The sequence below is a fragment of the Modestobacter sp. L9-4 genome (genome assembly GCF_019112525.1).
Taxonomy (GTDB): domain Bacteria; phylum Actinomycetota; class Actinomycetes; order Mycobacteriales; family Geodermatophilaceae; genus Modestobacter.
The window spans coordinates 3,856,264-3,879,879 of the sequence record NZ_CP077800.1 but is presented as its reverse complement, the minus strand read 5'-3'; the positions used below and the strand labels follow the sequence as shown (position 1 = coordinate 3,879,879).

The 23,616-nt window shown below is 74.3% G+C and carries 21 protein-coding genes; 7 read left to right on the top strand and 14 right to left on the bottom strand.

The window, feature by feature from the left end; translation table 11 throughout:
* Positions 1-109: 109 nt before the first annotated feature.
* The gene (locus KUM42_RS20345; RefSeq protein ID WP_304610715.1) at positions 110-2,200 is read left to right on the top strand and encodes a methyl-accepting chemotaxis protein; all 2,091 of its coding nucleotides are present in this window, start codon (positions 110-112) and stop codon (positions 2,198-2,200) included.
* 234 nt (positions 2,201-2,434) lie between these two features.
* Here the strand turns inward: KUM42_RS20345 and KUM42_RS18390 are convergent, their stop codons facing one another.
* Entirely contained in the window at positions 2,435-2,926 is a 492-nt protein-coding gene (locus tag KUM42_RS18390) for a polyadenylate-specific 3'-exoribonuclease AS (protein WP_237493964.1), read from the bottom strand.
* A gap of 202 nt (positions 2,927-3,128) precedes the next feature.
* Between KUM42_RS18390 and KUM42_RS18385 the strand changes: the two genes are divergently transcribed.
* Positions 3,129-4,418, top strand: coding sequence for a sodium:proton antiporter (locus KUM42_RS18385; RefSeq protein WP_237493963.1), 1,290 nt, complete (start codon positions 3,129-3,131; stop codon positions 4,416-4,418).
* Positions 4,419-4,424: 6 nt separating this feature from the next.
* Here the strand turns inward: KUM42_RS18385 and KUM42_RS18380 are convergent, their stop codons facing one another.
* Positions 4,425-5,207 carry a 1-acyl-sn-glycerol-3-phosphate acyltransferase gene (locus tag KUM42_RS18380; RefSeq protein WP_237493962.1) on the bottom strand — a complete coding sequence of 261 codons (783 nt, stop codon included), beginning with the start codon at positions 5,205-5,207 and terminating at the stop codon, positions 4,425-4,427.
* Between the two features lie 116 nt (positions 5,208-5,323).
* Here KUM42_RS18380 and KUM42_RS18375 point away from each other — a divergent pair, with 116 nt between their 5' ends.
* The gene (locus tag KUM42_RS18375; RefSeq protein WP_237493961.1) at positions 5,324-6,103 is read left to right on the top strand and encodes a carboxylesterase; all 780 of its coding nucleotides are present in this window, start codon (positions 5,324-5,326) and stop codon (positions 6,101-6,103) included.
* A complete protein-coding gene (locus KUM42_RS18370; protein WP_237493960.1) occupies positions 6,100-6,783 on the top strand; it encodes a hypothetical protein in 684 nt (227 codons plus the stop codon). The genes KUM42_RS18375 and KUM42_RS18370 overlap by 4 nt, the downstream gene beginning before the upstream one ends.
* Before the next feature lie 104 nt (positions 6,784-6,887).
* On the opposite strand, the gene KUM42_RS18365 is transcribed toward KUM42_RS18370, so the two are convergent.
* From KUM42_RS18365 to KUM42_RS18350, 4 genes are read right to left on the bottom strand one after another with little or no spacing between them, the layout of a single operon-like run.
* Positions 6,888-7,895, bottom strand: coding sequence for an ROK family glucokinase (locus KUM42_RS18365; RefSeq protein WP_237493959.1), 1,008 nt, complete (start codon positions 7,893-7,895; stop codon positions 6,888-6,890).
* A 17-nt stretch (positions 7,896-7,912) separates the two neighbouring features.
* Positions 7,913-8,323 (bottom strand): hypothetical protein, encoded by a 411-nt coding sequence (locus tag KUM42_RS18360; protein ID WP_237493958.1) that lies wholly within the window; start codon positions 8,321-8,323, stop codon positions 7,913-7,915.
* Positions 8,320-9,489 carry an ArsA-related P-loop ATPase gene (locus tag KUM42_RS18355; protein WP_237493957.1) on the bottom strand — a complete coding sequence of 390 codons (1,170 nt, stop codon included), beginning with the start codon at positions 9,487-9,489 and terminating at the stop codon, positions 8,320-8,322. The genes KUM42_RS18360 and KUM42_RS18355 overlap by 4 nt, the downstream gene beginning before the upstream one ends.
* Positions 9,489-9,920: an SRPBCC family protein gene (locus tag KUM42_RS18350; RefSeq protein WP_237493956.1), complete on the bottom strand. Its 432-nt coding sequence runs from the start codon at positions 9,918-9,920 to the stop codon at positions 9,489-9,491. The genes KUM42_RS18355 and KUM42_RS18350 overlap by 1 nt, the downstream gene beginning before the upstream one ends.
* A gap of 175 nt (positions 9,921-10,095) precedes the next feature.
* On the opposite strand from KUM42_RS18350, the gene KUM42_RS18345 reads away from it, so the two are divergent.
* Positions 10,096-11,910, top strand: coding sequence for a long-chain fatty acid--CoA ligase (locus KUM42_RS18345; RefSeq protein WP_237493955.1), 1,815 nt, complete (start codon positions 10,096-10,098; stop codon positions 11,908-11,910).
* 65 nt (positions 11,911-11,975) lie between these two features.
* Here KUM42_RS18345 and KUM42_RS18340 read toward each other — a convergent pair whose 3' ends face one another.
* The 4 genes from KUM42_RS18340 to KUM42_RS18325 form a co-directional block, all read right to left on the bottom strand.
* Positions 11,976-13,097: a glycosyltransferase family 4 protein gene (locus KUM42_RS18340; protein ID WP_237493954.1), complete on the bottom strand. Its 1,122-nt coding sequence runs from the start codon at positions 13,095-13,097 to the stop codon at positions 11,976-11,978.
* Complete coding sequence (locus KUM42_RS18335) at positions 13,094-14,383, bottom strand: M48 family metallopeptidase (RefSeq protein ID WP_237493953.1); 1,290 nt, start codon at positions 14,381-14,383, stop codon at positions 13,094-13,096. The genes KUM42_RS18340 and KUM42_RS18335 overlap by 4 nt, the downstream gene beginning before the upstream one ends.
* A gap of 82 nt (positions 14,384-14,465) precedes the next feature.
* Positions 14,466-15,617: a C40 family peptidase gene (locus KUM42_RS20195; protein ID WP_255557518.1), complete on the bottom strand. Its 1,152-nt coding sequence runs from the start codon at positions 15,615-15,617 to the stop codon at positions 14,466-14,468.
* Positions 15,618-15,964: 347 nt separating this feature from the next.
* Complete coding sequence (locus KUM42_RS18325) at positions 15,965-16,285, bottom strand: hypothetical protein (RefSeq protein ID WP_237496701.1); 321 nt, start codon at positions 16,283-16,285, stop codon at positions 15,965-15,967.
* A gap of 286 nt (positions 16,286-16,571) precedes the next feature.
* Between KUM42_RS18325 and KUM42_RS18320 the strand changes: the two genes are divergently transcribed.
* The gene (locus tag KUM42_RS18320; protein WP_237493952.1) at positions 16,572-18,479 is read left to right on the top strand and encodes a DEDD exonuclease domain-containing protein; all 1,908 of its coding nucleotides are present in this window, start codon (positions 16,572-16,574) and stop codon (positions 18,477-18,479) included.
* A complete protein-coding gene (locus tag KUM42_RS18315) occupies positions 18,476-18,763 on the top strand; it encodes an Lrp/AsnC ligand binding domain-containing protein (RefSeq protein ID WP_237493951.1) in 288 nt (95 codons plus the stop codon). Before KUM42_RS18320 ends, KUM42_RS18315 begins: the two co-directional genes overlap by 4 nt.
* A 487-nt stretch (positions 18,764-19,250) precedes the next feature.
* On the opposite strand, the gene KUM42_RS18310 is transcribed toward KUM42_RS18315, so the two are convergent.
* The 4 genes from KUM42_RS18310 to KUM42_RS18295 all read right to left on the bottom strand — a co-directional run bounded on the left by KUM42_RS18310 (position 19,251) and on the right by KUM42_RS18295 (position 23,567).
* Positions 19,251-20,954, bottom strand: coding sequence for a cytochrome bc complex cytochrome b subunit (locus tag KUM42_RS18310; RefSeq protein ID WP_237493950.1), 1,704 nt, complete (start codon positions 20,952-20,954; stop codon positions 19,251-19,253).
* The gene (locus KUM42_RS18305) at positions 20,954-22,069 is read right to left on the bottom strand and encodes a ubiquinol-cytochrome c reductase iron-sulfur subunit (protein WP_237493949.1); all 1,116 of its coding nucleotides are present in this window, start codon (positions 22,067-22,069) and stop codon (positions 20,954-20,956) included. The genes KUM42_RS18310 and KUM42_RS18305 overlap by 1 nt, the downstream gene beginning before the upstream one ends.
* Positions 22,066-22,794, bottom strand: a complete 729-nt coding sequence (locus tag KUM42_RS18300; RefSeq protein WP_237493948.1) for a c-type cytochrome — start codon at positions 22,792-22,794, stop codon at positions 22,066-22,068. The genes KUM42_RS18305 and KUM42_RS18300 overlap by 4 nt, the downstream gene beginning before the upstream one ends.
* Before the next feature lie 158 nt (positions 22,795-22,952).
* The gene (locus KUM42_RS18295) at positions 22,953-23,567 is read right to left on the bottom strand and encodes a heme-copper oxidase subunit III (RefSeq protein ID WP_370629320.1); all 615 of its coding nucleotides are present in this window, start codon (positions 23,565-23,567) and stop codon (positions 22,953-22,955) included.
* Between the last annotated feature and the right edge of the window lie 49 nt (positions 23,568-23,616).

Genomic DNA, 23,616 nt, shown 5'->3' with positions numbered 1-23,616 from the left:
CGGTACCGGTGATCGACGCGGCTGCCGAGGAGGGACCCGAGGCGGGATCTCCCGCCCCGGAGGAGCAGTCCAGGGGGCAGCAGTGCGCAGGGGCATCAGGACCAGGGTGGTGGCGCTGGCCGTCGCCAGCATCGCGGTCACCGGCACGGCCATGGTCGGGGTGAGCGCCTGGCAGAGCGGCCGGTTCGCCGACGACGCCCGGGCCGACGTCCAGGACCTGGTCGACCACAGCATCGAGCAGACCGCCGACGGCGTGTACGACGTCGTCGCGACCCAGGGCGAGTCGACCGCGGCCACCGTCGACGCCGACCTGCAGGTCGCGGACTACGTGCTGCAGCAGAACGGCGGGCTGAACCTCGGCCCCGCCAACCGCAACACCGTCGCGTGGGACGCCAAGAACCAGGTGACCAACGAGGTGACCCCGGTCGCGCTGCCCCGCGTCCAGGTCGGCCCGACGTGGCTGGGCCAGAACGCCGACGTCGCGCAGCCGACGCCCGTGGTCGACCAGGTGCAGGCCCTCGTCGGCGGCACCGCAACGGTCTTCCAGCGGATCAACCCCGCCGGCGACATGCTGCGCGTCGCCACGAACGTCGTCAGCGCCACCGGCAGCCGCGCCATCGGCACCTACATCCCCGCGGTCGGCGCCAACAGCGCACCGAACGCCGTCATCTCCGCCGTCCTGGCCGGCCAGACCTACCGCGGGACGGCGTTCGTCGTCGACTCCTGGTACGTCACGGCCTACCAGCCGCTGTTCGACGCCGCCAACCAGGTGATCGGCATGCTCTACGTGGGCGTCAAGCAGGAGAACCTCCCGGCCCTGCGCGAGAGCCTGCAGACCACCACCGCCGGCGAGCACGGCACGGTCTGGGCGCTCGGTGGCACCGGTGACCGGGCCGGCACGGTGCTCATCGGCAAGGACGAGTCCACCGAGGGCAGCAACCTGCTCGACGCGAAGGACGCCGACGGCAAGACCTACGTCGCCGACGTCGTCGCTGCCGCCGTCGGCCTGGAGGACGGCGCGCAGGCCACCGTCCGCTACCGCGACGCCGCCACCGGGGCCCACACCGTCCAGGTCGCCTACTACAAGCCCTGGGACTGGGTGATCGTGGTCGACGCCCAGGACAGCGACTTCGCCGGTCCGGTCACCCGGCTCGGCGAGGGCCGCTCGGCCATGTTCACGGCCCTGGTGGTCGCCGCGCTCCTGATCGGCGTCGCCGGGTTCCTGATCGCCTGGTCGATGGGCCGCCGGCTCACCGCACCGCTGGACGCGCTGCGGCACCGGATGAGCGAGATCGCCGACGGCGAGGGCGACCTCACCCAGCGGGTCGACGACTCCGCCCGCGACGAGGTCGGCGAGCTGGCCGGGGCGTTCAACCGATTCGTGGACAAGGTCGCCGGCACGATCCGGGACATCGGCGCGGCCGCGGGCTCGCTGGCGTCGTCGGCCTCGGGGGTCTCCCTCATCGCCGACGGGCTGGGCGAGCGCGCCACCCGCAGCCGCGACCAGGCCCGGCACGCCCACGCCGCGGCCTCCGACATCAGCTCCGGCGTCTCCTCCGCCGCGGCCGGTGCGGAGCAGATGGGCTCGGCGATCCGCGAGATCGCCCGCAGCGCCAGCGACGCCAGCAACGTGGGCCAGGGCGCGGTGGACCTCGCCGCCCGGACGGAGACCGCGATCGCCGCCCTGGGCGCCAGCTCGCGGGAGATCAGCGACGTCGTCAAGGTCATCTCCGCGGTCGCCGAGCAGACCAACCTGCTGGCGCTCAACGCGACCATCGAGGCCGCCCGCGCCGGGGAGGCCGGCAAGGGCTTCGCCGTCGTGGCCACCGAGGTCAAGGAGCTGGCCCAGGAGTCCTCACGGGCCAGCGAGGAGATCCACCAGCGGGTGCAGTCGATCCAGGCCGACACCAGCGCCGCGGTCGGCTCGATCAGCCAGATCGTGGCGGTCATCCGGGAGATGAACGACCACCAGACCACCATCGCCAGCGCGGTGGAGGAGCAGACGGCGGTCACCAACGAGCTGTCCCGCAGCGTCAGCTCGGTCGCCGACGGCGCCACCTCGGTCACCGAGACGATGAACGACGTCACCACCGACGCCGACCGCACCGCGGCCGACGTCGACCACGCCCGGACCGCGGCCCGGGAGCTGGACCAGCTCTCCGGTGAGCTGACCCGCCTGATCAACGTCTTCACGGTCTAGCGGGCACCGCCCGGGACGGGGCCGTCGGCAGCGCTCAGCTGCCGGCGGCCCCGTCCCCGTTCCCGGCCACGGTGTGCGCTGAGGCCGCCTCCCCGCGCCGTGGACCCGGCCTCAGCGCACGCTGTCGCTCTCGCGGCGCCAGAGGGCGGGTCCGCCGGGTCGGTGCCACGTCGCGGTCGGCGAGGTGGGGTCCAGCGGAGGGCGGCGTGCTGGTGGCGCTCGCCCCCGCCACCGTCAGGACCTGGCGGCCTCGATGACCTGCCAGCGGGTGAGGTTGTAGCGGGCGTCGACCAGCGCGTCGTGGGTGCCGGCCGGCTTGGGGGGCAGGGCCGGCTGGCCGGCGTCGTCCCAGCGCTGGCGCAGCTCGCGGGTGAACCGCGGGATCGACCGCGGCAGCGCCGGCATCGCGCCCCACAGCTGGGCCAGCGCGACGTGGTCGTAGGCGGCGAACCAGGCCCACAGCTCGATCTCCCCGCCCGGCGCGGTGAGGAAGGACAGCAGGTCCTCCTTGATCCGCTGGCGGCTGCGCCACGCCTTGTCGGCCGGGGGCGGCAGCTGGTCCAGGACGTTGCGGCGCACCCACGGGATGGCCCGGTCGGGGTCGAACTCGGTGCTGACGGCGTAGAACTCCCGGCCGGTCTCGTCGACCACCCCGATCGACACCAGGTCGATCGTGGTGCCGTCCTCGATGAACTCGGTGTCGTAGAAGAAGCGCCGCACGGTCACCCGGCCACGGTAGGCGACCGGGTGGTCGTGCCCACCCCGGGCTGGTGGTGGTCACCGCACCCCGGTGACCGCCACCAGCCCGGGGTGATCACCGCGCGACGGCGGCCACGGTGGGCCGGGACGGCGGCGGGCAGGCATCCTGGTGGGCGATGAGCCAGGACGACGCACTGCCGCCCACCCCGTCCCCCGAGAGCTGATCGGCGTGGACCCCACCGGCTCGACCTACGCCCTGGCCGGCGCCGCGGCGCTCCTGGCCGCCCTGCTGCCCCGGCTGCTGCGGCGGCTGCCCGTCTCCGTGCCGATGGTGGTCGTGGCCATCGGCGTGGTCGTGTTCGCGCTGGTCAGCGGACTGCCCGACCCCGACCCGATGGAGCACTCGGCCATCGCGGTGCACCTGACCGAGGCCTGCGTGATCGTCTCGCTGCTGGGCGCCGGGCTCGCCCTGGACCGGCCGCTGGGGTGGCACCGCTGGGCGACGACGTGGCGGCTGCTGGCGATCACCATGCCGCTGACCATCGTGGCGACCGCGCTGCTGGGCGGCTGGCTGCTCGGCCTGGGTGCCGCCGCGGCCGTCCTGCTGGCCGCAGTGCTGGCGCCCACCGACCCGGTGCTGGCCACCGAGGTGCAGGTCGGCGAGCCCACCGAGGACATCGAGAGCGAGGACGAGGCCCGCTTCGCCCTCACCGCGGAGGCCGGGCTCAACGACGGGCTGGCGTTCCCGTTCACCTACGCCGCGATCGCCATGGCCACCGTCGGCGCCGCGCCGTCGGAGTGGCTGGTCGACTGGCTGCTGCTGGACGTGCTGTGGCGGCTGGCCGCCGGGGTGGCCGTCGGGATCGCCGTCGGCTGGGTGCTGCGGCTGCTGTTCTTCTCCACCCGCTCGCAGGAGGCCGGTCTGGCCGAGCGGGCCGAGGGCTTCGTCGCGCTGGCCACGGTGTTCCTCGCCTACGGGGTGACCGAGCTCGCCGAGGGCTACGGCTTCGTGGCGGTCTTCGTGTGCGCCTGCACCATCCGGGCCGCCGAGCGGGCGCACGGCCAGCACAAGACGCTGCACACCTACGTCGAGCAGGTGGAGCGCCTGCTGACCATGGTCCTGCTGGTGCTGCTGGGCGGTGCGGTCGCCCGCGGCGCACTGGCCGACGTCACCTGGGCCGAGGTCGCCCTGGCCGTGCTGGTGCTCTTCGTCGTCCGGCCGCTGACCGGGTGGCTGGGGCTGGCCAGGGGCAAGACGGGACGGCGTGAGCGCGCGGTCATCAGCTTCTTCGGCGTCCGCGGGATCGGCTCGCTGTACTACCTGGCCTACGCGCTGGACAAGGCCGAGTTCACCGGGGCGGAGCAGCTGTGGCGGGTCACGGTGCTGGTCGTGCTGGGCTCGGTCGTCGTCCACGGCATCGCCGCCACCCCGGTGATGGCCCGGCTGGACCGGCGGCGGGAGAAGGCCGCCGTCGCCCTGCACGGCACGACCGACCAGGCGACCACCACCCCGGTCTGACGCCGGTCAGCCGGCGAGGGAGTCCGGGAGGCGGTCGGTGGCCTGGTGCGGCCGCGGCTGGAGCCGGCCGACGGCGTCGGCGGCCGAGGCGCCGGTGGTGTCCATCGACTTCTTCACCTTGGCGCCGTACAGGTCGACGTACTCCTGGCCGGACAGCTCCATGATCTCGTACATGATCTCGTCGGTGATCGACCGCTCGACGAACCGGTCACCGCTGAGCCCGGCGTAGCGGGAGAAGTCCAGCGGCTCCCCGAAGCGCACGGTGACCCGGGCGAAGACGCTGCCCAGCACGCGCCCGGCCCGGCCCGGCAGCGGCACCCGGCGGGGCCGGTAGACCATCGCGACCGGGACGACGGGGGCGCCGGTCTCCAGGGTCATCCGGGCCACCCCCGTCTTGCCGCGGAACAGCCGGCCGTCGGGCGAGCGGGTGCCCTCGGGGTAGATGCCCAGCAGCTTCCCCTCGTTCAGGATGCGCATGCCGGTGCGGATCGCGTCCTCGGCGGCGCTGGCGTTGGTGCGGTCGATCGCCACCTGGCCGCTGCCGGCGAAGAAGGCGCGCTGGGCGGCTCCCTTGACCCCGTGACCGGTGAAGTACTCGGCCTTGGCCAGGAAGGTGACCCGCCGGCGCAGCGACAGCGGCATGAACACCCAGTCGGAGGCGGACAGGTGGTTGCTCGCGATGATCGCCGCACCCTTGACCGGAACGTGCCCGGTGCCCTCGGCGGTCGGCCGCAGCACGAGCTTGACGATCGGCCCCACGGCCACGAACTTGAGGAACCAGTAGAACAACGCGCCTCCCTCAGCGACTGTCAGACTAGGGAGGCACGCAGCCGTCCGACAATCGGCGAGCCGTCCGGGGCCATCGTGCCCCAGCCGCCCCACCCCGAGCCGCCCCCGGAGGACCGATGCCGCAGGCCACACCGGTGATGCCCGGCGCGGAGCCGTTCGACCTGCCGGGTGGGCCGGTCGGGGTGCTGCTCTGCCACGGTTTCACCGGCACCCCGCAGGGCGTGCGCGCCTGGGGCGAGCACCTGGCCGGGGCCGGGTTCACCGTCGTCTGCCCGCTGCTGCCCGGGCACGGCACCCGCTGGCAGGACGCCAACGCCACCACCGAGGACGACTGGTACGGCGCGCTGTCGGCCGCCCTCGACGACCTGCTGACCCGGTGCGACGCCGTGGTCGTGGCCGGCCTGTCGATGGGCGGCACGCTGGCGCTGCGGCTGGCCGAACGGCGCCCGGACGACGTGGCGGGGCTGGTGCTGGTCAACCCCTCGCTGCTCACCGAGCGGCGCGACGCCCGGCTGCTGCCGCTGCTGGCCCGGGTCACCCCGGTGTGGGCCGCCATCGGCGGGGACGTCAAGAAGCCCGGCGTCACCGAGCTCGCCTACCCGCGGCTGCCCACCCGGGCCGCGGTGGCGCTGAGCCGGCTGTGGACGGCGGTGCGGGCGGACCTGGGGGCGGTGCGCGCCCCGCTGCTCGTCTTCCGCAGCGTCACCGACCACGTGGTGGAGCCGGCCTCGACCCGGCTGCTGCTGGAACGGGCCGGCAGCACCGACACCACCGAGGTGCTGCTGCACGACAGCTACCACGTGGCCACCCTCGACAACGACGCCCCGCTGGTCTTCGCCCGGTCCGTGGCCTGGATCCGCGACCGCGTCCTCGCCGCCCGCGGGACGACGGCGTGACGCTCCCCCGCCGCGGTCGCGGCCGCCGCGACAACGGCCTGGACGCCGTCCTGTGGCACCCGCTGCGCGACGTCGACCCGCGGGTCGGTGAGCACCTGCTCGACGTCCTGGCCGCGGCGGGGATCGCCGCCTACCTGGAGCCCTCCACCGACGTCGACCCCTACACCCGGGGTGTCTCGCTGCCCAGCCCGCCGTCGGACCGGCTGTTCGTCGACAGGGCCCGGCGCACCGAGGCCGCCGCGGTGCTCGCCGAGCACGGCGGGCCGACGGTGCCGGCCTCCCCGCCGCCGGTGCCCGCGCGCGACCCGGTCGCCGACGACGCCGCCTTCGCCGCGATCGTGGCCGCGTTCGAGGCCGAGCACGGGCCCACCCCGGCCGCTGGCCCGCCCCGCGAGGACCCGCCCCCGCCGCCGGCCGAGCGCTCGGTGCTCGACCTGCCCGATGAGCACTTCGAGCCGCCGCCGCCCCCGCCGCTGCCGGTGCTGGCGCCCGCGTCGCTCTACGCGCTGATCCTGATCCTGGTCGGCGCGGCGCTGATCATCGCGCCGGGCCGGCTCGGGCTGTCCGTCGACACCGGGCTGGTGCTGGGCGTCGGTGCACTGATCGGCGGTGTCGGGGTGCTGGTCTCCCGGATGCGCGACCGCTCGACCGACGACGGCGACGACGGCGCCGTCGTCTAGGCCCCCGTGCAGGGTCCCGCCGCGAGTGGGAGGACCCCGTCCTCCTCATCCCTCGCACGCTCGGGACGAGCCTCGGGACGGGGCCGGGGCAAGGGGTCCTTCTCCTAGGAGACGCCCTCGCACACGGCGCGGCGGACCAGGTCGGCCGCGCCGACCAGGCCGGCCTGGGCGCCGAGCTCGGCGGCGACGATGCGCGGGCCGGGCCGGAAGCCCCGGCCGGGCAGCGCCCGCTCGAGGCGCTGCCGGGCCGGGCCGAGCACCGTCTCGCCGAGCACGCTCACGCCGCCACCGATGACGACGACCTCGGGGTCCAGGACGGCGGACAGGTCCGCGATCCCCTGCCCGAGCCAGGTGCCCACCTCGGCCAGCAGCTCACCGGCCAGCGGGTCGCCGTCGGCCGCGGCCCGGGCGACGTCCTCACCGGTCAGCCGGTCCGGGTCGCCGTCCACGCGGTCCAGCAGGTGCGCGGCGGCGGCCGGCGAGGAGTGCGCGACCTCGCGGGCGGTGGTGCCCAGGGCGTTGCCGCTGGCGTACTGCTCCCAGCAGCCCCGGTTGCCACAGGCGCAGAGCCGGCCGTCGGGCACGACCCGCATGTGGCCGTACTCCCCTGCCACGCCGTGGGCGCCCCGCTGGAGCCGGCCGTCGATGACCATGCCGCCGCCGATGCCGGTGCCCAGCGTGATCATGAGCATCAGGCTGCTGCCGCGGGCGGCGCCGTAGCGGTACTCGGCCCAGGCTGCGGCGTCGGCGTCGTTGCCCACCCACAGGGGGCGCCCGAGCCGGTCGGCCAGCTCCTTGCGCAGCGGCTGGTTGCGCCAGGCCAGGTGCGGGCTGAACAGCACGGTGTCACCGGTGCGGTCGAACCAGCCGGCGGCGCCGACGCCCACGCCGACCAGCGGCCCGCCGTGCCGCTCGGCCAGCTCGTCGACGACCGCGGCGATCGCGTCCTCGGTGGCCGACACCGACTTGCCGGGCGTGGGGCGGCGGGCGGTGTCGGTGATCGTGCCGTCGGGCAGCACGACGCCGCCGGCGACCTTGGTGCCACCGATGTCGATGCCGAGTGCGGGCAGCGCCGCGGCGTCCTCGGCGCAGCCGTACGGCAGGGCGCTCACGGTGGGGTCCGCGGCGCTCACGCGACGTCGATCCGCTGGACGGGGGCAGGGTGGGGCACGGTCGTCTCCGGAGGGGCGGTCGCGTCGGGTTCGGACGCGGTGGGGTCAGGGGCTGCGGCGTCGCTGCCGCCGGGGTGGGTGCCCTGCGTGCCGGCCTGGGCCCGCAGCGTCGTCGCCGCGGAGGTGAGCACGTCGGCCAGGGCCTCGAGCAGGTCGGGACGGCGGCCGCGCAGCGCGGCCAGCCCGGTGCACAGCGGGCACCAGCGGCACTCCGCCGAGTGGTCGGCGGCCGCGCCCTCCGCGGAGGGAGCGGGGCCGAGCAGCCCACCGAGGACGTCGGACAGCGACGTGCCGGCGGTGTGCTCGGCGGCCAGCCCCGCGGCGAACCGGCGGGCCTGCTCGACCCAGTCGGGTCCGGGGGTGGTCACGCGGGGCTCCGCTCGCTGAGGGTGGTGGCGGACAGCAGCCCGGCCGGCCACTGGGCCGGGTCGGGGGCGAAGCGGACCTCCAGGGTGGCCTGCTCGCTGCCGGGGGCGGTGAGGTGACCGGACACCACGGTGCAGCGCCGCAGCAGCGCGTCCAGCGGGATCGACCGGCGCACCCCGGAGGCGGTGACCACCAGGTCGTCGGCCCAGCGGGTCAGCTCGACCTCGCCGCGGCGGGCGTGCGGCAGCGGCACGTCGAGGGTCCAGCCCTCCGCCGTGCGCCGGGAGGCCGGCGGCGCCGACGGGCCGTGCACGGTCTCCGGGACGGCGGCGTCGAGGGCCAGCAGGTCGGCGACGGTGGCCGGCGCGAGCGCGGACTCGGCGACCTCGGCCACCGGCGCGTGCAGCGCGCGGACCCGGACGAGGGCGTCGTGCTGGGCGGCGGCGCGGGCTGCCCACCACTCCCCCGCCCCGGCCGGCAGCACGCGGGCCACGGTCGCTGACGCGATCCGCTGGCCGAGCACCGCCAGCGCCGCGGCGGTGTGCTGCAGGTGGTCGGCGGCGGCGGGCTCGGGCCGCAGCACCAGGTGCACCGACGTGCGGGCCGGGTCGGCCAGCGGCACGGCGTCCAGCAGCTCCTCGACGGCGGCGGCAGCGGCGAGCAGGCCCGCGGCAGCACCGGGCCGGCCGGGCGTCGCGGCGGCGCGCAGGGTGGCCAGCACCCGCAGCCGGGTCGGGGCGAGCTGGCCCAGCCACCAGCGCAGGGCGCCGGGCAGGGCCAGCAGGGCGCTCGCGTCCGGCAGCGGGCCGGCGTCCACGACCACGACGTCGACGTCCCCGGACTGGGCGTGCCCGGCGAGGGCGGCCAGCAGGGCGAACGCGGCCACACCGGGGACGGGCACCACGGACGTCGCCGGCGGCACTGTGAGCACCGGGACCGCGGCGGCCACCTGGTCGGCGTGCTGCGCCCACAGGGTCTCCAGCGCCGGCAGCGGGGCGACGACGTCGACGGTCACCGCGTCGGCGAGGCCGGGCACCGCGGGCGGCCGGGTGGTGAGGAGCACGACCCGCGCGCCGCCGGCGGCCCGCTGCAGCGCGGTGGCGGCGGCGACGGTGGAGCTGCCGGCCCCACCCGGGCCGGTGACGAGGAGGACCTGCACGGCTCCCATCAGCCCTCGACGCGCTTCTTGAGCTCCTTGAGCGCGGTGTCCAGGATGACCTTCTCCGCCTTGCGCTTGATCAGCCCGAGCATCGGGATCGAGAGGTCGATCGTGATCGAGTAGGTGACGGTCGTGGACCCGCCGGACTCGACGAGGGAGTACGAGCCGTCCTGCTGCTTCTGCATCTGGCCCTGCACCAGCGTCCAGTCGACGCGGTGGTCGCCGTCCCAGGTGTAGGCCAGGACGTAGTCGTCGGTGAACGCGCCGGCGTCCAGCGCGAAGTGCACGCGCGAGGCCCGGCCGTCGGGGCCGGTCTCCAGCACCTCGACCTGCTTGGCCGCGGACACCCACGCGGGGTAGGCCGGGAAGTCGGCGATCACGGCCATGACGTCGGCCGCGGGGGCCTCGACGACGATCGACTGCGTGGACTGGTCGGCCATGGGCCGGAGGGTAGTCGCTCCGTACGTCCCCCCTGGCCGCTGACCGGGGCCTCCCGCCCGTTCGGGGGGTCGCTGGCCTGCTGCCCGGGCGCGCCGCCGGACTAGATTGGGGGTCGACCCACGTCCGGGCCGGGTGCGACGGAGCTCCCGGCAGGGCGGGACAGAGAGGACCGGCGTGCGCGAGCTGAGCGTTCCCCCCACCGCCACCGTGGGCCCCGACGAGGCACTGACCGACATGGTCACCCGGAACGCGGCCGAGCACCCCGACGACGTCGGGCTGCGGCGGCAGCACGACGGGCAGTGGACCGACGTCACGTACGCGCAGTTCGCCGCCGAGGTCGCCGGCGTCGCCAAGGGCCTGGTCGCCGGTGGCGTGCAGGCCGGTGACCGCGTCGCCCTGCTGGCCCGCACCCGCTACGAGTGGACGGTCCTGGACTACGCGATCTGGACCGCCGGTGCGGTCGTCGTCCCGGTCTACGAGACCTCCAGCCCCGACCAGGTCGCCTGGGTGCTCGCCGACTCCGGCGCCCGCGCCATCGTCGTGGAGTCCGCCGCACACGCGGGCGTGGTCGAGTCCATCCGCGGCGAGGTGCCCGAGCTCGACGCCCTCTGGGTCATCGACGAGGGCGCCCTGGACACCCTCACCACCGCCGGCGCCGACGTGCCCGACAGCGTCCTGGCCGAGCGCCGGGCGACGCTGGGCTCGGCGAGCCTGGCCACGCTGATCTACACCAGCGGCACCACCGGGCGGCCCAAGGGCTGCGAGCTCACCCACGCGAACTTCCTCTTCGAGGTCCGCAACGGCATCAGCCTGCTGTCCGGCCACCTCAACGCCGGCGGCTCGCTGCTGCTGTTCATCCCGCTGGCGCACGTGCTGGCCCGGGTTCTGCAGGTCGGCGGCATCGACAACCGCGTGGTGCTCGGTCACACCCCCGACGTCAAGGACCTGGTCGGCGACCTCGGCCGGTTCTCCCCGACCTTCGTCCTCGCCGTCCCCCGGGTGTTCGAGAAGGTCTACAACACCGCGAAGGCCACCGCCGAGGCCGGCGGGAAGGGGAAGGTCTTCGACCGGGCGGCGCAGGTGGCCATCGACTGGTCCCGCGCCCAGGACACCGGCGGCCCCGGCCTCGCCCTCCGCGTCCAGCACGCGCTGTTCGACCGGCTCGTCTACGGCCGGCTGCGCGCGGCGCTGGGCGGCCGCTGCCACGCCGCGATCTCCGGTGGCGCCCCGCTCGGTGCCCGGCTGGGCCACTTCTACCGCGGGCTGGGCGTCACCGTCTTCGAGGGCTACGGGCTCACCGAGACCACCGCCGCCGCCGCGGTCAACCACGACGCGGCGCTGCGCATCGGCACCGTCGGGCGGCCGCTGCCCGGCGTCGACACGATGATCGCCGAGGACGGCGAGGTGCTCGTGCGCGGCGGCATCGTGATGCGCGGGTACTGGCGCAACGAGCAGGCCACCGCCGAGGCGATCGACGCCGACGGCTGGTTCCGCACCGGTGACCTCGGCGAGCTCGACGCCCAGGGCTTCCTGACCATCACCGGCCGCAAGAAGGAGATCCTGGTGACGGCTGCGGGCAAGAACGTCGCCCCCGCGGTGCTGGAGGACCGGCTGCGCGCCCACAAGCTGGTCAGCCAGTGCATCGTGGTCGGAGACCAGCGGCCCTTCATCGGCGCACTGGTCACCCTCGACCCCGAGGCGCTGCCGGCCTGGCTGAAGAGCGTGGGCAAGGACCCCGCTCTGACCGCCGACCAGCTGCGGGAGGACCCCGAGCTGCTGGCCGAGCTCGACCGGGCCGTCGCCGAGGCCAACAAGGCGGTCTCCCACGCCGAGGCGATCAAGAAGATCCGGGTGCTCGGCGAGGACTTCACCGAGGCCAACGGCACGCTGACCCCGAGCATGAAGCTCAAGCGGGCCGTGGTGATGAAGCAGTACGGCGACGAGGTCGAGGCCCTGTACGCGACGGAGGCCACCAGCTCACGCCGGTGACGTCGGCCCCACTGCCGGGTCCCGCCGCGAGCTCGCGAGGGGCGGGCAGTGGGGCCCGTCGTCCCTCAGGCGTCGAGGACGGCGGCGAAGGTGCCGGCGATCGTCGTCCAGGACCAGTGCTGCTCCACCCAGGCCCGGCCGGCCACGCCCATGGCGCGCGCCCGGTCCGGGTCGTCGAGCAGGTCGGCCAGCACGGCGGCCACCGCCGCGGGCGAGCGCGGGTCGACCACGTGCCCGGTGACGCCCTCGACGACGGTCTCCGGCGCCCCGCCGGAGGTGCCGGCGACCACCGGCCGCCCGCAGGCGGCGGCCTCGAGGAAGACCATGCCCAGGCCCTCGACGTCCAGCCCGCCCCGGCGGGTGCGGCAGGGCATGGCGAAGACGTCGCCGGCGGCGTAGTGCTCCGGCAGCTCCCCGGCCGGCACGCCCCCGGTGAGGACGACGGAGTGCTCCAGGCCGCGGGCGGCCACCGTGCGGCGCAGCGCCGGCTCCAGCGGACCGCCGCCCACCAGCAGCAGCCGGGCGCGCGGGTGCCGGGCGAGGACGTCGGCCCACCCGGCGACGAGCACGTCCTGGCCCTTCCGCGGCACCAGCCGGGACACGCAGACCACGACCGGGGCGTCCCCGAGTCCGTACCGGGCGCGCACCGCGGCGCCGTCGACGCCGGGTGCGAACCGGTCGACGTCCACCCCGGGTGACAGCTGCACCAGCTCGGTGCGGTCACCCAGCGCCGGGGCGAGCCGGGACCGCGTGAAGTCGCTGATGTAGGTGACCGTGTCCAGGCCGCCGGCGATCCGGCGCATCGCCTGCCGGGCGCCGGGCAGCGCCACCCAGCCGGTCTCGTGCCCGTGGGTGGCCCCGACCAGGCGCTGGACCCCGGCGCGGCGCAGTGCCGGGGCGAGCAGACCCAGCGGTGCGGCGGCGCCGAAGAACACCGTGGAGCAGTCACGCTCGCGTGCCAGCCGGGCGGCGGCCCGGGCGGCGCCAGGGGTCGGCAGCAGCATCGAGGTGGGCATCCGGACGACCTCGTAGGGCAGCGCGGCGTCGTACGCGGCCGAGCCGGGGTGGTCCGACGCCAGCACCACCAGCGACTCCGGCGGCCGGGTGTCCAGCAGCGCGGCGACGAACGTCTGGATGCCGCCCTGCCGCGGCGGGAAGTCGTTGGTGACGACCAGGGTGCGGCTCACCCGCCGTGCACCGCCGTCCAGTCCTGGGCGAAGGCGATCCGCTGCGCCGTCGTCGGGTGGCTGCCGAACCACCACTGCCAGGCCGCCGGCGGGTCGGGGTCGTTGATGTTGGCCGAGCCCAGCGCGCGCTGCACCGCGATGAAGGACGCCGGGTCGCCGGTGAGGTCCAGGGCGTGCAGGTCGGCGCGGGCCTCGATGTGCCGGGAGACCAGGTTCTGCACCGGCGTGGACACCAGCGTGCCCAGGGCCAGCAGCAGGAGGAGCAGGCCGACGACCTGACCGTCACCGGGGCCGCTCGCCCCCGCCCGCCGCAGCAGCGGGGTGGAGCTGAGCAGCCAGCCCAGCAGCGCCGTCCCCGCACCAGCGCCGAGCGCGCCGATCAACGTGCCGGTGAGGACGTCGTCGTTGGCCACGTGACCCAGCTCGTGGGCGGCGATGGACACGATCTGCTCGTCGGGCACCTGCTCCAGCAGGGTGTCGTAGACGACGATCCGCCGGGTCGAGCCGAAGCCGGAGACGTAGGCGTTCAGCGCGGTCGTGCGGCGGCTGGCGTCGGCGACCAGGACGTCCTCGACGGGGGTGCCGCTGCGGTCGGCCAGCGCGAGCAGCTCGGTGCGCAGCGGGCCGGCCGGCATCGGCTCGAAGCGGTTGAACGCCGGCTCGATGAGCAGCGGGTAGAGGAAGGACCCGATGACCACCAGCGCGGCGGCACCGCCACCCGCCCAGGCCCACCAGGTGCGCGGCGCTCGCCGGGCGAGGCCGACGAGCACGAGCAGGCCCAGGGCGGTGAGTCCGGCGTTGATGCCGGTCGAGGTGGCCACGTCGCGGGCCCACAGCCCCCACCCGCGGGTGGACAGCCCGTAGCGGTGCCGCACCACCTCGGCGTAGGCGGCCAGCGGCAGGGTGGCCAGCCGGCCGACCACCAGGATCACGAGCGTGCCCAGCAGCACCCGCCAGGGCCAGCCACCGCCCAGCGGCCGGGCCACGGCGCGGGCGGTGGCGGAGCCGGCCTGGGTCAGTCCGAACAGCCCCGACACGACCAGCCCCAGCAGCAGCGAGGCCAGCGACGCCGGCCGGAGCGCGCCGGCGAACGCCTCGGCGCGGGCGGCCTGCTCGGGGGTGAACGCCGCGGCCGGATCGACCGGGGTGCGGCCCCCGGGCGGGGTGGGCAGCAGGTGCCACGGGGTGACGACGACGATCACGACCGCCAGCGCCAGCCCCAGCACCGCGGCGACCAGCAGGGCCAGGCGGCGGGTGGTGGGCTGCGCCGCGACTGCAGTGCTCATCCGGCGGCGCCCGGGCAGGTCAGCGTGCACACAGCGGCGAGCTTAGGCAGCCCACCTGTGCCCTCCCCGCTCTCGACGGGGCTCAGCCGACCAGGCGGCGGGCGCCGACGTAGCCCTTCATGTCCACCGAGGAGACGATCACCGGCCGACCGGACGTGGAGGCGTGCACCATCTGGCCGTTGCCGATGTACATGCCCACGTGGCTGACCGGGCTGTAGAAGAAGACCAGGTCGCCGGGCTGGAGAGCGGACCGGTCGACGGGGGTGCCCATCGTGGACTGGGCTCGGCTGGAGTGCGGCAGTGCGATGCCCGCCGCTGCATAGGCGTACTGGGTCAGCCCGGAGCAGTCGAAGGCGTCCGGGCCGGCGGCGGACCACACGTAGGGGTCACCGAGCTGGGCCATCGCGGTGTCCAGCGCGGTCTGCACGGCGTCGGTGGAGGCGGCCTGTGCGGAGCCCGACGGGGCGGTCTGCGCGTCGGCGGAGGCGGTCTGCGCGGGACCGGCGGCGGCGGTCGGGGCGGCGGCGACGACGGCGGCCACCCTGGCCGGGGGCTCGAGCACCGGACCGGCCCGCTCGACCAGGACCTCCTGCTGCTGGGCGGCGGACAGCGCCGCGAACTGCTGGCGGTAGTCGGCGGCCCGGGCGGTGAGCTCCTCCTGGCGGGCGGTGGCGTCGGCGAGGGTCTGCTGGGCGGTGGCGGCGGCGGCCTCGGCGGCCGCGCGGGCCTGCTGAGCCGCGGTGGCGGCGGCGGACACCTGGGTGATCACCTGGTCGGTGTGGCCGGCGATCGCGTCCAGCGTGGTGACCTGGGACAGGAACTCGTCGGCCGAACCGCTGGTCATCAGGGCGTTGAACCGGGAGAGGTTCTCCCCGGTGAAGGCACCGCGGGCGATCCGGCGCATCTGCTCGTCGAGGGCGGCCAGCTGGGCCTGCGTGTCGGCGACCGTCCTCCCGGCGGCGTCGGCGGCCGCCTGCTGCTGCGCCAGCGTCTCCCGGGCGTCGTTGAGCCCCTCGGCGACCACCTCGAGCTGGTGGTCGGCGTCGGCGACGAGCCGGGTCGCCTCCTCGGGGCTGGTGGCCTGGGTGACCGGCTCGGCGGGTGCGGCGGCCGCGCTCGCCGGCAGCAGGGCCAGCGTCAGGCTCGCCGCGACACCTGCCAGGAGCCCGGAGGCCGCCAGCCGACTGCCCCGGCGCCCCGCGGGACGCCGTCCGGTGGTGCTGCCGGTGGGCACCGGCACCTGGACGGGCCGGACTCGGGAGTGAGGGCTGGCCACGGGCGGCGGTGCTCCGTTCCTACGGGTCGACCGCCGGGTGGGTCCGCCACCCCGTCGCGCGTCCTGGACGACGCGGTGTTCGGTGCGGTGCGGACCCGGTCGGGGCCACCCGGTGCTGCAGCGGCTCCCGGTCACCGGCCCGGGTCACGGGCCGACGGTCAGGCGGTGTCCGGCCGAGGTCACCCTCAGTGGTGACGACCTCTCGTACGGACACGACGAACCTACGGCCGTGACCGGATCGAGATGAAGCCCCGTCAAACACCCAACTGGAGCGCAGAGCTGACGAATTACAGTCCTGCGATTTGTCAGCTCACGTGCCGGCGGCCCCGGATGAACGCATCCTGATGACGCAACGGCGGAACCAGGCCGAACTCTGCCAACGCGCGGACCGCCTCCTGCTCGACCTCGTCCAACTCGACGAGCGACCACGGGTCGTCGCCGGGTTCGTCAACGCGAGCCACGTCACCCCCGGTGGCAGCGCGGCCGGGCGCGTCGCCGGCGGCCAGGGCACCGCCCACCTCGGCCGGCACGGTCTCGGGCCCGGCGTCCGGGCGGCGACGGCTCAGCGGCACGACGGCGGGGTCGCTCCCCCGCCACCCCGGGGGTGCCCCCAGCAGGACGGTCACGACGCAGTCGTCGCAGCCGACGCCGCGGACGGTGCAGGTGTCGCAGTCGATGAGCACGGCGGCTCTCCTTCTCTCTCCTGGTCCGGACAGCGCGGACGTTAGGGAGGGGCACCGACAGTTCCGGCCGGACAGCCGGGCCGAGCGGGAACGGTCCGGCCCGGACGGCGTGGGCTGCACGGAACTGTCGGACACCCGACCTAGCGTCCGGTGCGTGCTGTTCCCCCCTGTCCCACCGTCCCCGCCGGACACACCCGGGGCCCCGCCCGTCCGGACGGGGTGGCAGCAGGTGGCCCTGCCGGTCCACGGCGCGGCGGCCGACGACGTCACCGCCCCCGGTCGGCCCCGCTACCAGCAGGCGACGATCGACGACCTCGGCACCGCGTTGGCCGGCGTCACCTTCGTCGTCGTCGACCTGGAGACCACGGGCGGCTCCCCCAAGGACAGCGCGATCACCGAGATCGGCGCGGTCAAGGTCCGCGGTGGTCAGGTGCTCGGGGAGTTCCAGACCCTGGTCGACCCCGGCCACGCGATCCCGCCCTACATCAGCGTGCTCACCGGGATCACCACGATGATGGTGGCCGCGGCGCCACGCATCGGGGCCGTGCTCCCCGGCTTCCTGGAGTTCGCCCGGGGTGCGGTGCTCGTCGCCCACAACGCCCCCTTCGACCTCGGGTTCCTGCGCGCCGCCTGCGAGGAGAACGGCGTGCCGTGGCCGGCGTTCGGCTCGGTCGACACCGCCGTCCTGGCCCGGCGGCTGCTCACCCGCGACGAGGTGCCCAACTGCAAGCTGGGCACCCTCGCGCCCTTCTTCTCCGCCACCACCCAGCCCACCCACCGGGCCCTGGACGACGCCCGGGCCACCGTGGACGTGCTGCACGGGCTCTTCGAGCGCCTGGGGCCGCTGGGCATCACCTCGCTGGAGGAGCTCTCGGGGCTGACCCGTCAGGTCGACCCCCGGCGCCGGCGCAAGCGCCACCTGGCCGAGCACGTGCCGCACGGCCCCGGCGTCTACGTCTTCCGCGGCCCCGGCGACGAGCCGCTGTACGTGGGCACCTCCGGCGACCTCCGCACCCGGGTGCGCAGCTACTTCTCGGCCGGCGAACAGCGCAGCCGGATGACCGAGATGATCACGATCGCCGAGCGGATCGAGGCGCTGCCCTGCGCCCACGACCTCGAGGCCGCCGTCCGGGAGCTGCGGTTGATCGCCGAGCACAAACCCCGCTACAACAAGCGGTCCCGCTTCCCCGAGCGCGCCCTGTGGGTCCGGCTGACCGATGAGCCCTTCCCGCGCCTGTCGGTGGTCCGCCGGGAACGCCCCGGCGACGGCTCCTTCCTCGGCCCGTTCCCCGACCGCCGGGCGGCCGAGGCCGCGATCGCGGCGGTGCACGAGTCGCTGCCGCTGCGCCAGTGCAGCGGCCGGCTGTCGCTCACGGTGCTCGGCAGCGCGTGCGCACTCGCCGGCATGGGGCGCTGCGGGGCGCCGTGCACCGGCGCGCAGAGCCGTGAGGAGTACGCCTCGGTGGCCGAGGTCTTCACCGCCGCCGTCGAGCACGACCCCCGGGGCATCATCGCCCCCCTCCTGGAGCGGGTCGAACGACTCGGCGTCGAGGGCCGCTACGAGGACGCCGCCGAGCTCCGCGACCGGGCTGCCGTCCTGGTGCGTGCGGTCCGCCGCCGCCAGCGGCTCGCCTCCCTGGCCGCGGTCGCCGAGCTGGTGCTGGCCCGCCCTGACGGCGAGGGCGGGTGGCAGTTGTCGGTGGTGCGCAACGGCCGGCTCGTGGCGGCCGGGGTGGCCGAGCGCGGACGGTCGGTCCGCGGGTACCTGGCCGACCTGCGGTCCACCGCGGAGACCACCACGGCGGCCGAGGGAGAACTGGCCGCGTCCGTCGAGGAGACCGAGCTCGTGCTGCGCTGGATGGAGAAGCCGGGGACCCGGCTGGTCGACGTCACCGGCACCCTCGCCAGCCGCACGCCGGGCACCGGGGACTACAGCGGGTTCCTGGCCCTGGTCGAGGCCGGTCGGGCCGAGCGCGACCCGTTCGCCGACAACCGCTCCCTGGGCACCCGCGCCCAGCCCGACCGGGTGTCGACGGGCCGGCCCGCCGAGTCGGGCCGGCGGTCCCGTCCCCGGCCCGACGGCCGCACGCCAGGACGACGCGGACGGTCGGGCACCGGGCTAGCATCCCCGACGTGATCACCGCCATCGTGATGATCGATGCCGCCACCGACTCGATCGCCGAGGTCGCCGAGGCGATCGCGGCCCTGCCCGGCGTCAGCGAGGTGTACTCCGTGGCCGGCGGGGTCGACCTGGTCGCTCTGGTCCGGGTGCACGAGTTCGAGGAGATCGCCCAGGTGATCGCCGGGCGCATCAACAAGGTGCCCGGCGTCCTGGACACCGACACCCACATCGCCTTCCGCGCCTACTCCCGGCACGACCTGGACGCGGCGTTCTCGATCGGCTTCGAGTCCGCCGACTGACGTACGCCCGAACGCCGCACGCCCGGGGCGGAGACCGCCCTGGACTCGACGGGCAGCGCCGCCATCGTCGGCGCACGGGGTCGGGGCGGTCCGGGCACCCTCACGACCGCGGCACGGGTGACAGGCGTCCAGAGCGGCATCGGGAGGCTGAGCCGATGGCGTTGCGGCGTCCCAGTGGGCGCTCCGCAGCCCCTGGAGGTGATCCGCCGCTCCCATGGGCTCCGGGCAGCTCCTGGAGCTGACCCACCCGCTCGTTCAGCCGATCGTGCCTCGTCCGCAGCCGCGAGACACCTACCGGTCCACCCGGGCACTGGCCACGGGACGGTCTGGTCGCTGGGCCACCGTGCTTCCGGCGGCCCTCCCGGAGCTGGCCACTGCATGGCGAGCCGGAGGGCCGACTGCGGACCGGCCTCGGGGTGCAACGCAGCAGGGGCCCCGGCGGACGATGCCGCCGGGGCCCCTGCTGTGTGGTGCGTGTGCCGTTCGGTCAGGCGCGGGGCTCCTGCTGGGGCTTCCCGCCCTCAGAGGGACGACCGCCCTCGGACGGGCGACCGCCCTCGGAGGGACGACCCGAGCCGGTGAGCTGGCGGTGCGCCTGCTCGGACTCGAGGCCGCGGGCCTCCTGCTCGGCCTCGCGCTGCACGGCGGCAGGCTCCTCGATCGGCTTGAAGAAGCCCCGGATCGCGCGGCGGGCGCCACCGACCTGGTTCATCTTCTTGGGCACCGAAGCACCGCCGTAGGCGAGCATGCCGTGGCCGTGCTCGTCGACCGGCCCCAGGGGCTGGTGGACCTCGATGAACTCACCGCTGGGCAGCCGGCGGATGACACCGGTCTCGATGCCGTGCTCGAGCACCTCGCGGTCGTGCTGCTCGAGGCCCAGGCACAGCCGGTAGGTCGCCCAGTAGGCGATGGGGGGCAGCACCAGGAAGCCGATGCGACCGGCCCACGTCATGGCGTTGAGGCTGATGTCGAACTTGTCGGCCACGACGTCGTTGCCACCGGAGATGAAGAGCACCAGGTAGGCGGTGATCGCCATAACGCCCAGCGAGGTGCGGACCGGCGTGTCACGCGGACGCTGGAGCAGGTGGTGGCTGGCGGTGTCACCGGTGAGCTTGCGCTCGATGATCGGGTAGAACGCCAGCAGCGAGAACATGATGCCGGGGATGCCGAGGGCGCCCCAGAGGACCGGCGGGATGTGGTAGCCCCACAGGTCGATCTCCCACGGCGGCATGATGCGCGAGCCACCGTCGACGAAGCCGATGTACCAGTCGGGCTGGGAGCCCGCGGACACCTGCGACGGGTTGTAGGGACCCATCTGCCAGATCGGGTTGATCTGCACCAGGCCACCGAGGGCCGCGAGCACACCGAACACGATGAACAACAGCCCGGTCGCCTTCGCGGCGAACGTCGGGAAGAGCCGGTTGCCGACCACGTTGTGCTCGGTGCGTCCGGCGCCGGGGAACTGGGTGTGCTTCTGCTTGACCAGGATCAGCAGGTGCAGCGCGATGAGCGCCAGCAGGACCGCCGGGATGATCAGCACGTGCAGGATGTAGAGCCGTCCGATGATCAGCTCACCGGGGAAGTCCCCACCGAAGACGGTGAAGTAGATCCACGTGCCGATCACCGGGATGGAGAGGAACACCGCGGAGAAGATGCGGAGCCCGGTACCGGAGAGCAGGTCGTCGGGGAGGGTGTAACCGGCGAAGCCCTCGAGCATGGCCAGGACCAGCAGACCGACACCGATGAACCAGTTGGTCTCGCGCGGCCGGCGGTACGCGCCGGTGAAGAAGATGCGCAGCAGGTGGACCACGATCGAGGCGACGAACAGCAGCGCCGCCCAGTGGTGCAGCTGCCGGATGAACAGACCGCCGCGGACGTCGAAGGAGATGTCCAGCGTCGACTCGTACGCCGCCGACATCTCCACACCACGGAGCGCCGAGTAGGAGCCGCCGTAGACGATCTCCTTCATGGAGGCGTCGTAGAAGAACGTCAGGTACGTGCCAGACAGCAGCAGCATGATGAACGAGTACAGCGCGATCTCGCCCAGCAGGAACGACCAGTGGTCGGGGAAGACCTTGTTCAGCGTGCGACGGACCGGACCCGCGACGATCAGTCGGTCGTCGACCTCGAAGGCCGCCTTACCGACGAGCGTTGCGGGCGCCCCGGGGCCGGGCACTGTGCTGGTGGCCATCAGTTGAGCCTCCCAATGTTCCAGAACGACGGCCCGATCGGCTCGGGGAAGTCTCCTCGTGCCACAAAGTACCCCTCTTCGTCGACCGCGATCGGGAGCTGCGGGAGCGAACGGGTGGCCGGGCCGAAGACCGGCTTGGCGCCCTGCGTCACGTCGAACTGCGACTGGTGGCAGGGGCACAGGATCCGGCTGGTCTCCTGCTCGTACAGCGACACTGGGCAGCCGGCGTGGGTGCAGACCTTGGAGTAGGCGACGTAGTCGCCGGACCCGAAGTCCTCACGACCGGCGGCCGGCCGCAGCGACTGGATCTGCTCCGGACGGAGGCGGATCAGCATGACCGCGGCGTCGTAGGCCTTGTCGCCACCCTCGACGGCGGGGAAGACGGTGGCCAGCGAACCGGGCTGCTGGTCACCCGGGCGGACCGGGGTGCCGTCGTCGCGGACGAGCCGCACGCCCTGGGCCCACGGGGTGGTGCCCAGCGGGTTGCCCTTGTTGGGGTTCTTGATGAAGCCACCCAGCAGGGACACCAGCATCGCGCCGAACGCCAGGCTCATCATGCCCAGGACACCGACGAGCAGCTTGCGACGCGGGAGGCCGGAGTTGTCCAGCCCGCCCATCAGCGTCGCGCCGGTGGTGACCCGGTCGAAGTGCGAGCCGTCGTGCTTGTCCTGCACGGCGGTCTCGTGCGGCAGGAGCTTCTTGACGTAGAGCACCAGGGCGACGCCGACCGCGATCAGCGCGCCGCCCATGGTGGCGCCCAGGAGCGGGGTGTAGAGCGAGCTCCACGTGCCGCTCTCGATCCGCCACTCCCACTCGGGCAGGAACCAGCCCGAGCCGAGGAAGATCACGACGAAGGCCAGGGCGAACAGGCCGGCCAGGCCGAACCAGGCGGTGACCAGCCGGGTGTTCTTCTTGTCCAGCGCCGAGCCGATGGGCGCGACGGGCTCGACGTGCAGGACCTCGACACCGTCGAGCCGCGCGCCCAGCCGGTCGAGCTCCGTGCGGTCCATCGCGGCGAGCTGCTCGGGCGAGTAGTCGTCGTCCGGGCCGCCGTGCAGCTGCCCGGCCTCGTCGGCGCCGCCGCCGGAACCGGGGCGGTGGTCTGTCGTGGTCACGCCTTGGTCCCCATCCAGAAGATCCCGAACAGCAGGGCCCCGATGGCGGCGACCCAGATGACCAGGCCCTCGGCGACCGGGCCGACGCGGCCGGCGCCGTAGCCACCGGGGTCGGCACTGCTCTTCATGGTCTGCACGTAGTCGATGATCGAGCGCTTCTCGTCCGGGCTCAGCTGGTTGTCACCGAACACCGGCATGTTCTCCGGGCCGTGGAGCATGGCCGCGTAGATGGTCATGTCGTTGGCCTCGGCCAGCGAGGGGGCACGCTTGCCCGAGGACAGCGCGCCGCCCTGACCGGTGAAGTTGTGGCACTGGGCGCAGTTGAGCCGGAAGAGCTCGCCGCCCTCGGCCAGGTCGCCGTCGCGCAGGTCGCCGGAGGGCAGCGTCGGGCCGCCACCGTTGGCCTGCACGTAGGCCATCAGCTGGTCGATCTCCTCCTCGGAGAAGAGCGGCGGGCGCTCGGCGGCCTGGGCCTCCTGGCGGACCAGCGGCATGCGGCCGGTGTGCACCTGGAAGTAGACGGCGGCCTCACCCGCCCCGATGAGGGACGGGCCGCGGTCCGTGACGCCCTGCAGGTTGGCGCCGTGGCAGGTGATGCAGCTGCGGGTGTAGATGTCGCGGCCGGCCTCGACGGCGTTGGACGCGTTGCCGGTCGATTCGTCGGCGGCGCTGGCGCCGGGGGCGAGCGCGGAGTAGCCCACCCCGGTCAGCACCAGGGCAGCCATCAGGCCGGCCACGTTGGCCAGGCGGCGACCACGCTTGGAGCGGCGGCGGTCACGCGCAGCGGCAGCCGGGGTGCCGGCTTCGGGGCGGAGACGCAGCCCTCGGCGACGGCCCTCGGCGGGCGCGGCGGATGAGGCGTTGGGAGTGGACACCCGGTTCCCTACTGGATCAGGTAGATGGTGATGAACAGACCGACCCACACGACGTCGACGAAGTGCCAGTAGTAGGACACCACGATGGCCGAGGTCGCCTGGGCAGGCGTGAATCGGCCCATGGTGGACCGTATGAGCACGAAGGCGAAGGCCACGAGGCCGCCGATGACGTGCAACGCGTGGAAGCCGGTGGTCAGGTAGAACGCCGACCCGTACGTCGAGGACGAGATCGTCGTGTCGTGGTTCTGGATCAGGTTGCGGTACTCGTTGGCCTGGCCCAGGACGAACGCCAGGCCCATCACGAAGGTGATGGTGAACCAGCGCCGCAGCCCGTACACGTTCCCGATCTCCGCGGCGAAGACCCCGTACTGACAGGTGACCGAGGAGGCCACCAGGATCAGCGTGAAGACCGTCGCGTAGGGGACGTCGAGCTCGGTGGGCTCGGGAGGCCAACCCTCCAGGCCGCGCGCACGCGCCGTGAAGTAGATGGCGAACAGGCCGGCGAAGAACATCAGCTCACTGGAGAGCCAGACGATCGTGCCGACACTGACCATGTTCGGTCGAGTCAGGGAGTGCACCCGCGAGGTGTCGAAGGTGCTGCTCGCCACGGGGGCCGTTGTCACGGGTCCATCATGGCATCGGGACAGGCATCCCACGACGCGGGGTGGCTGG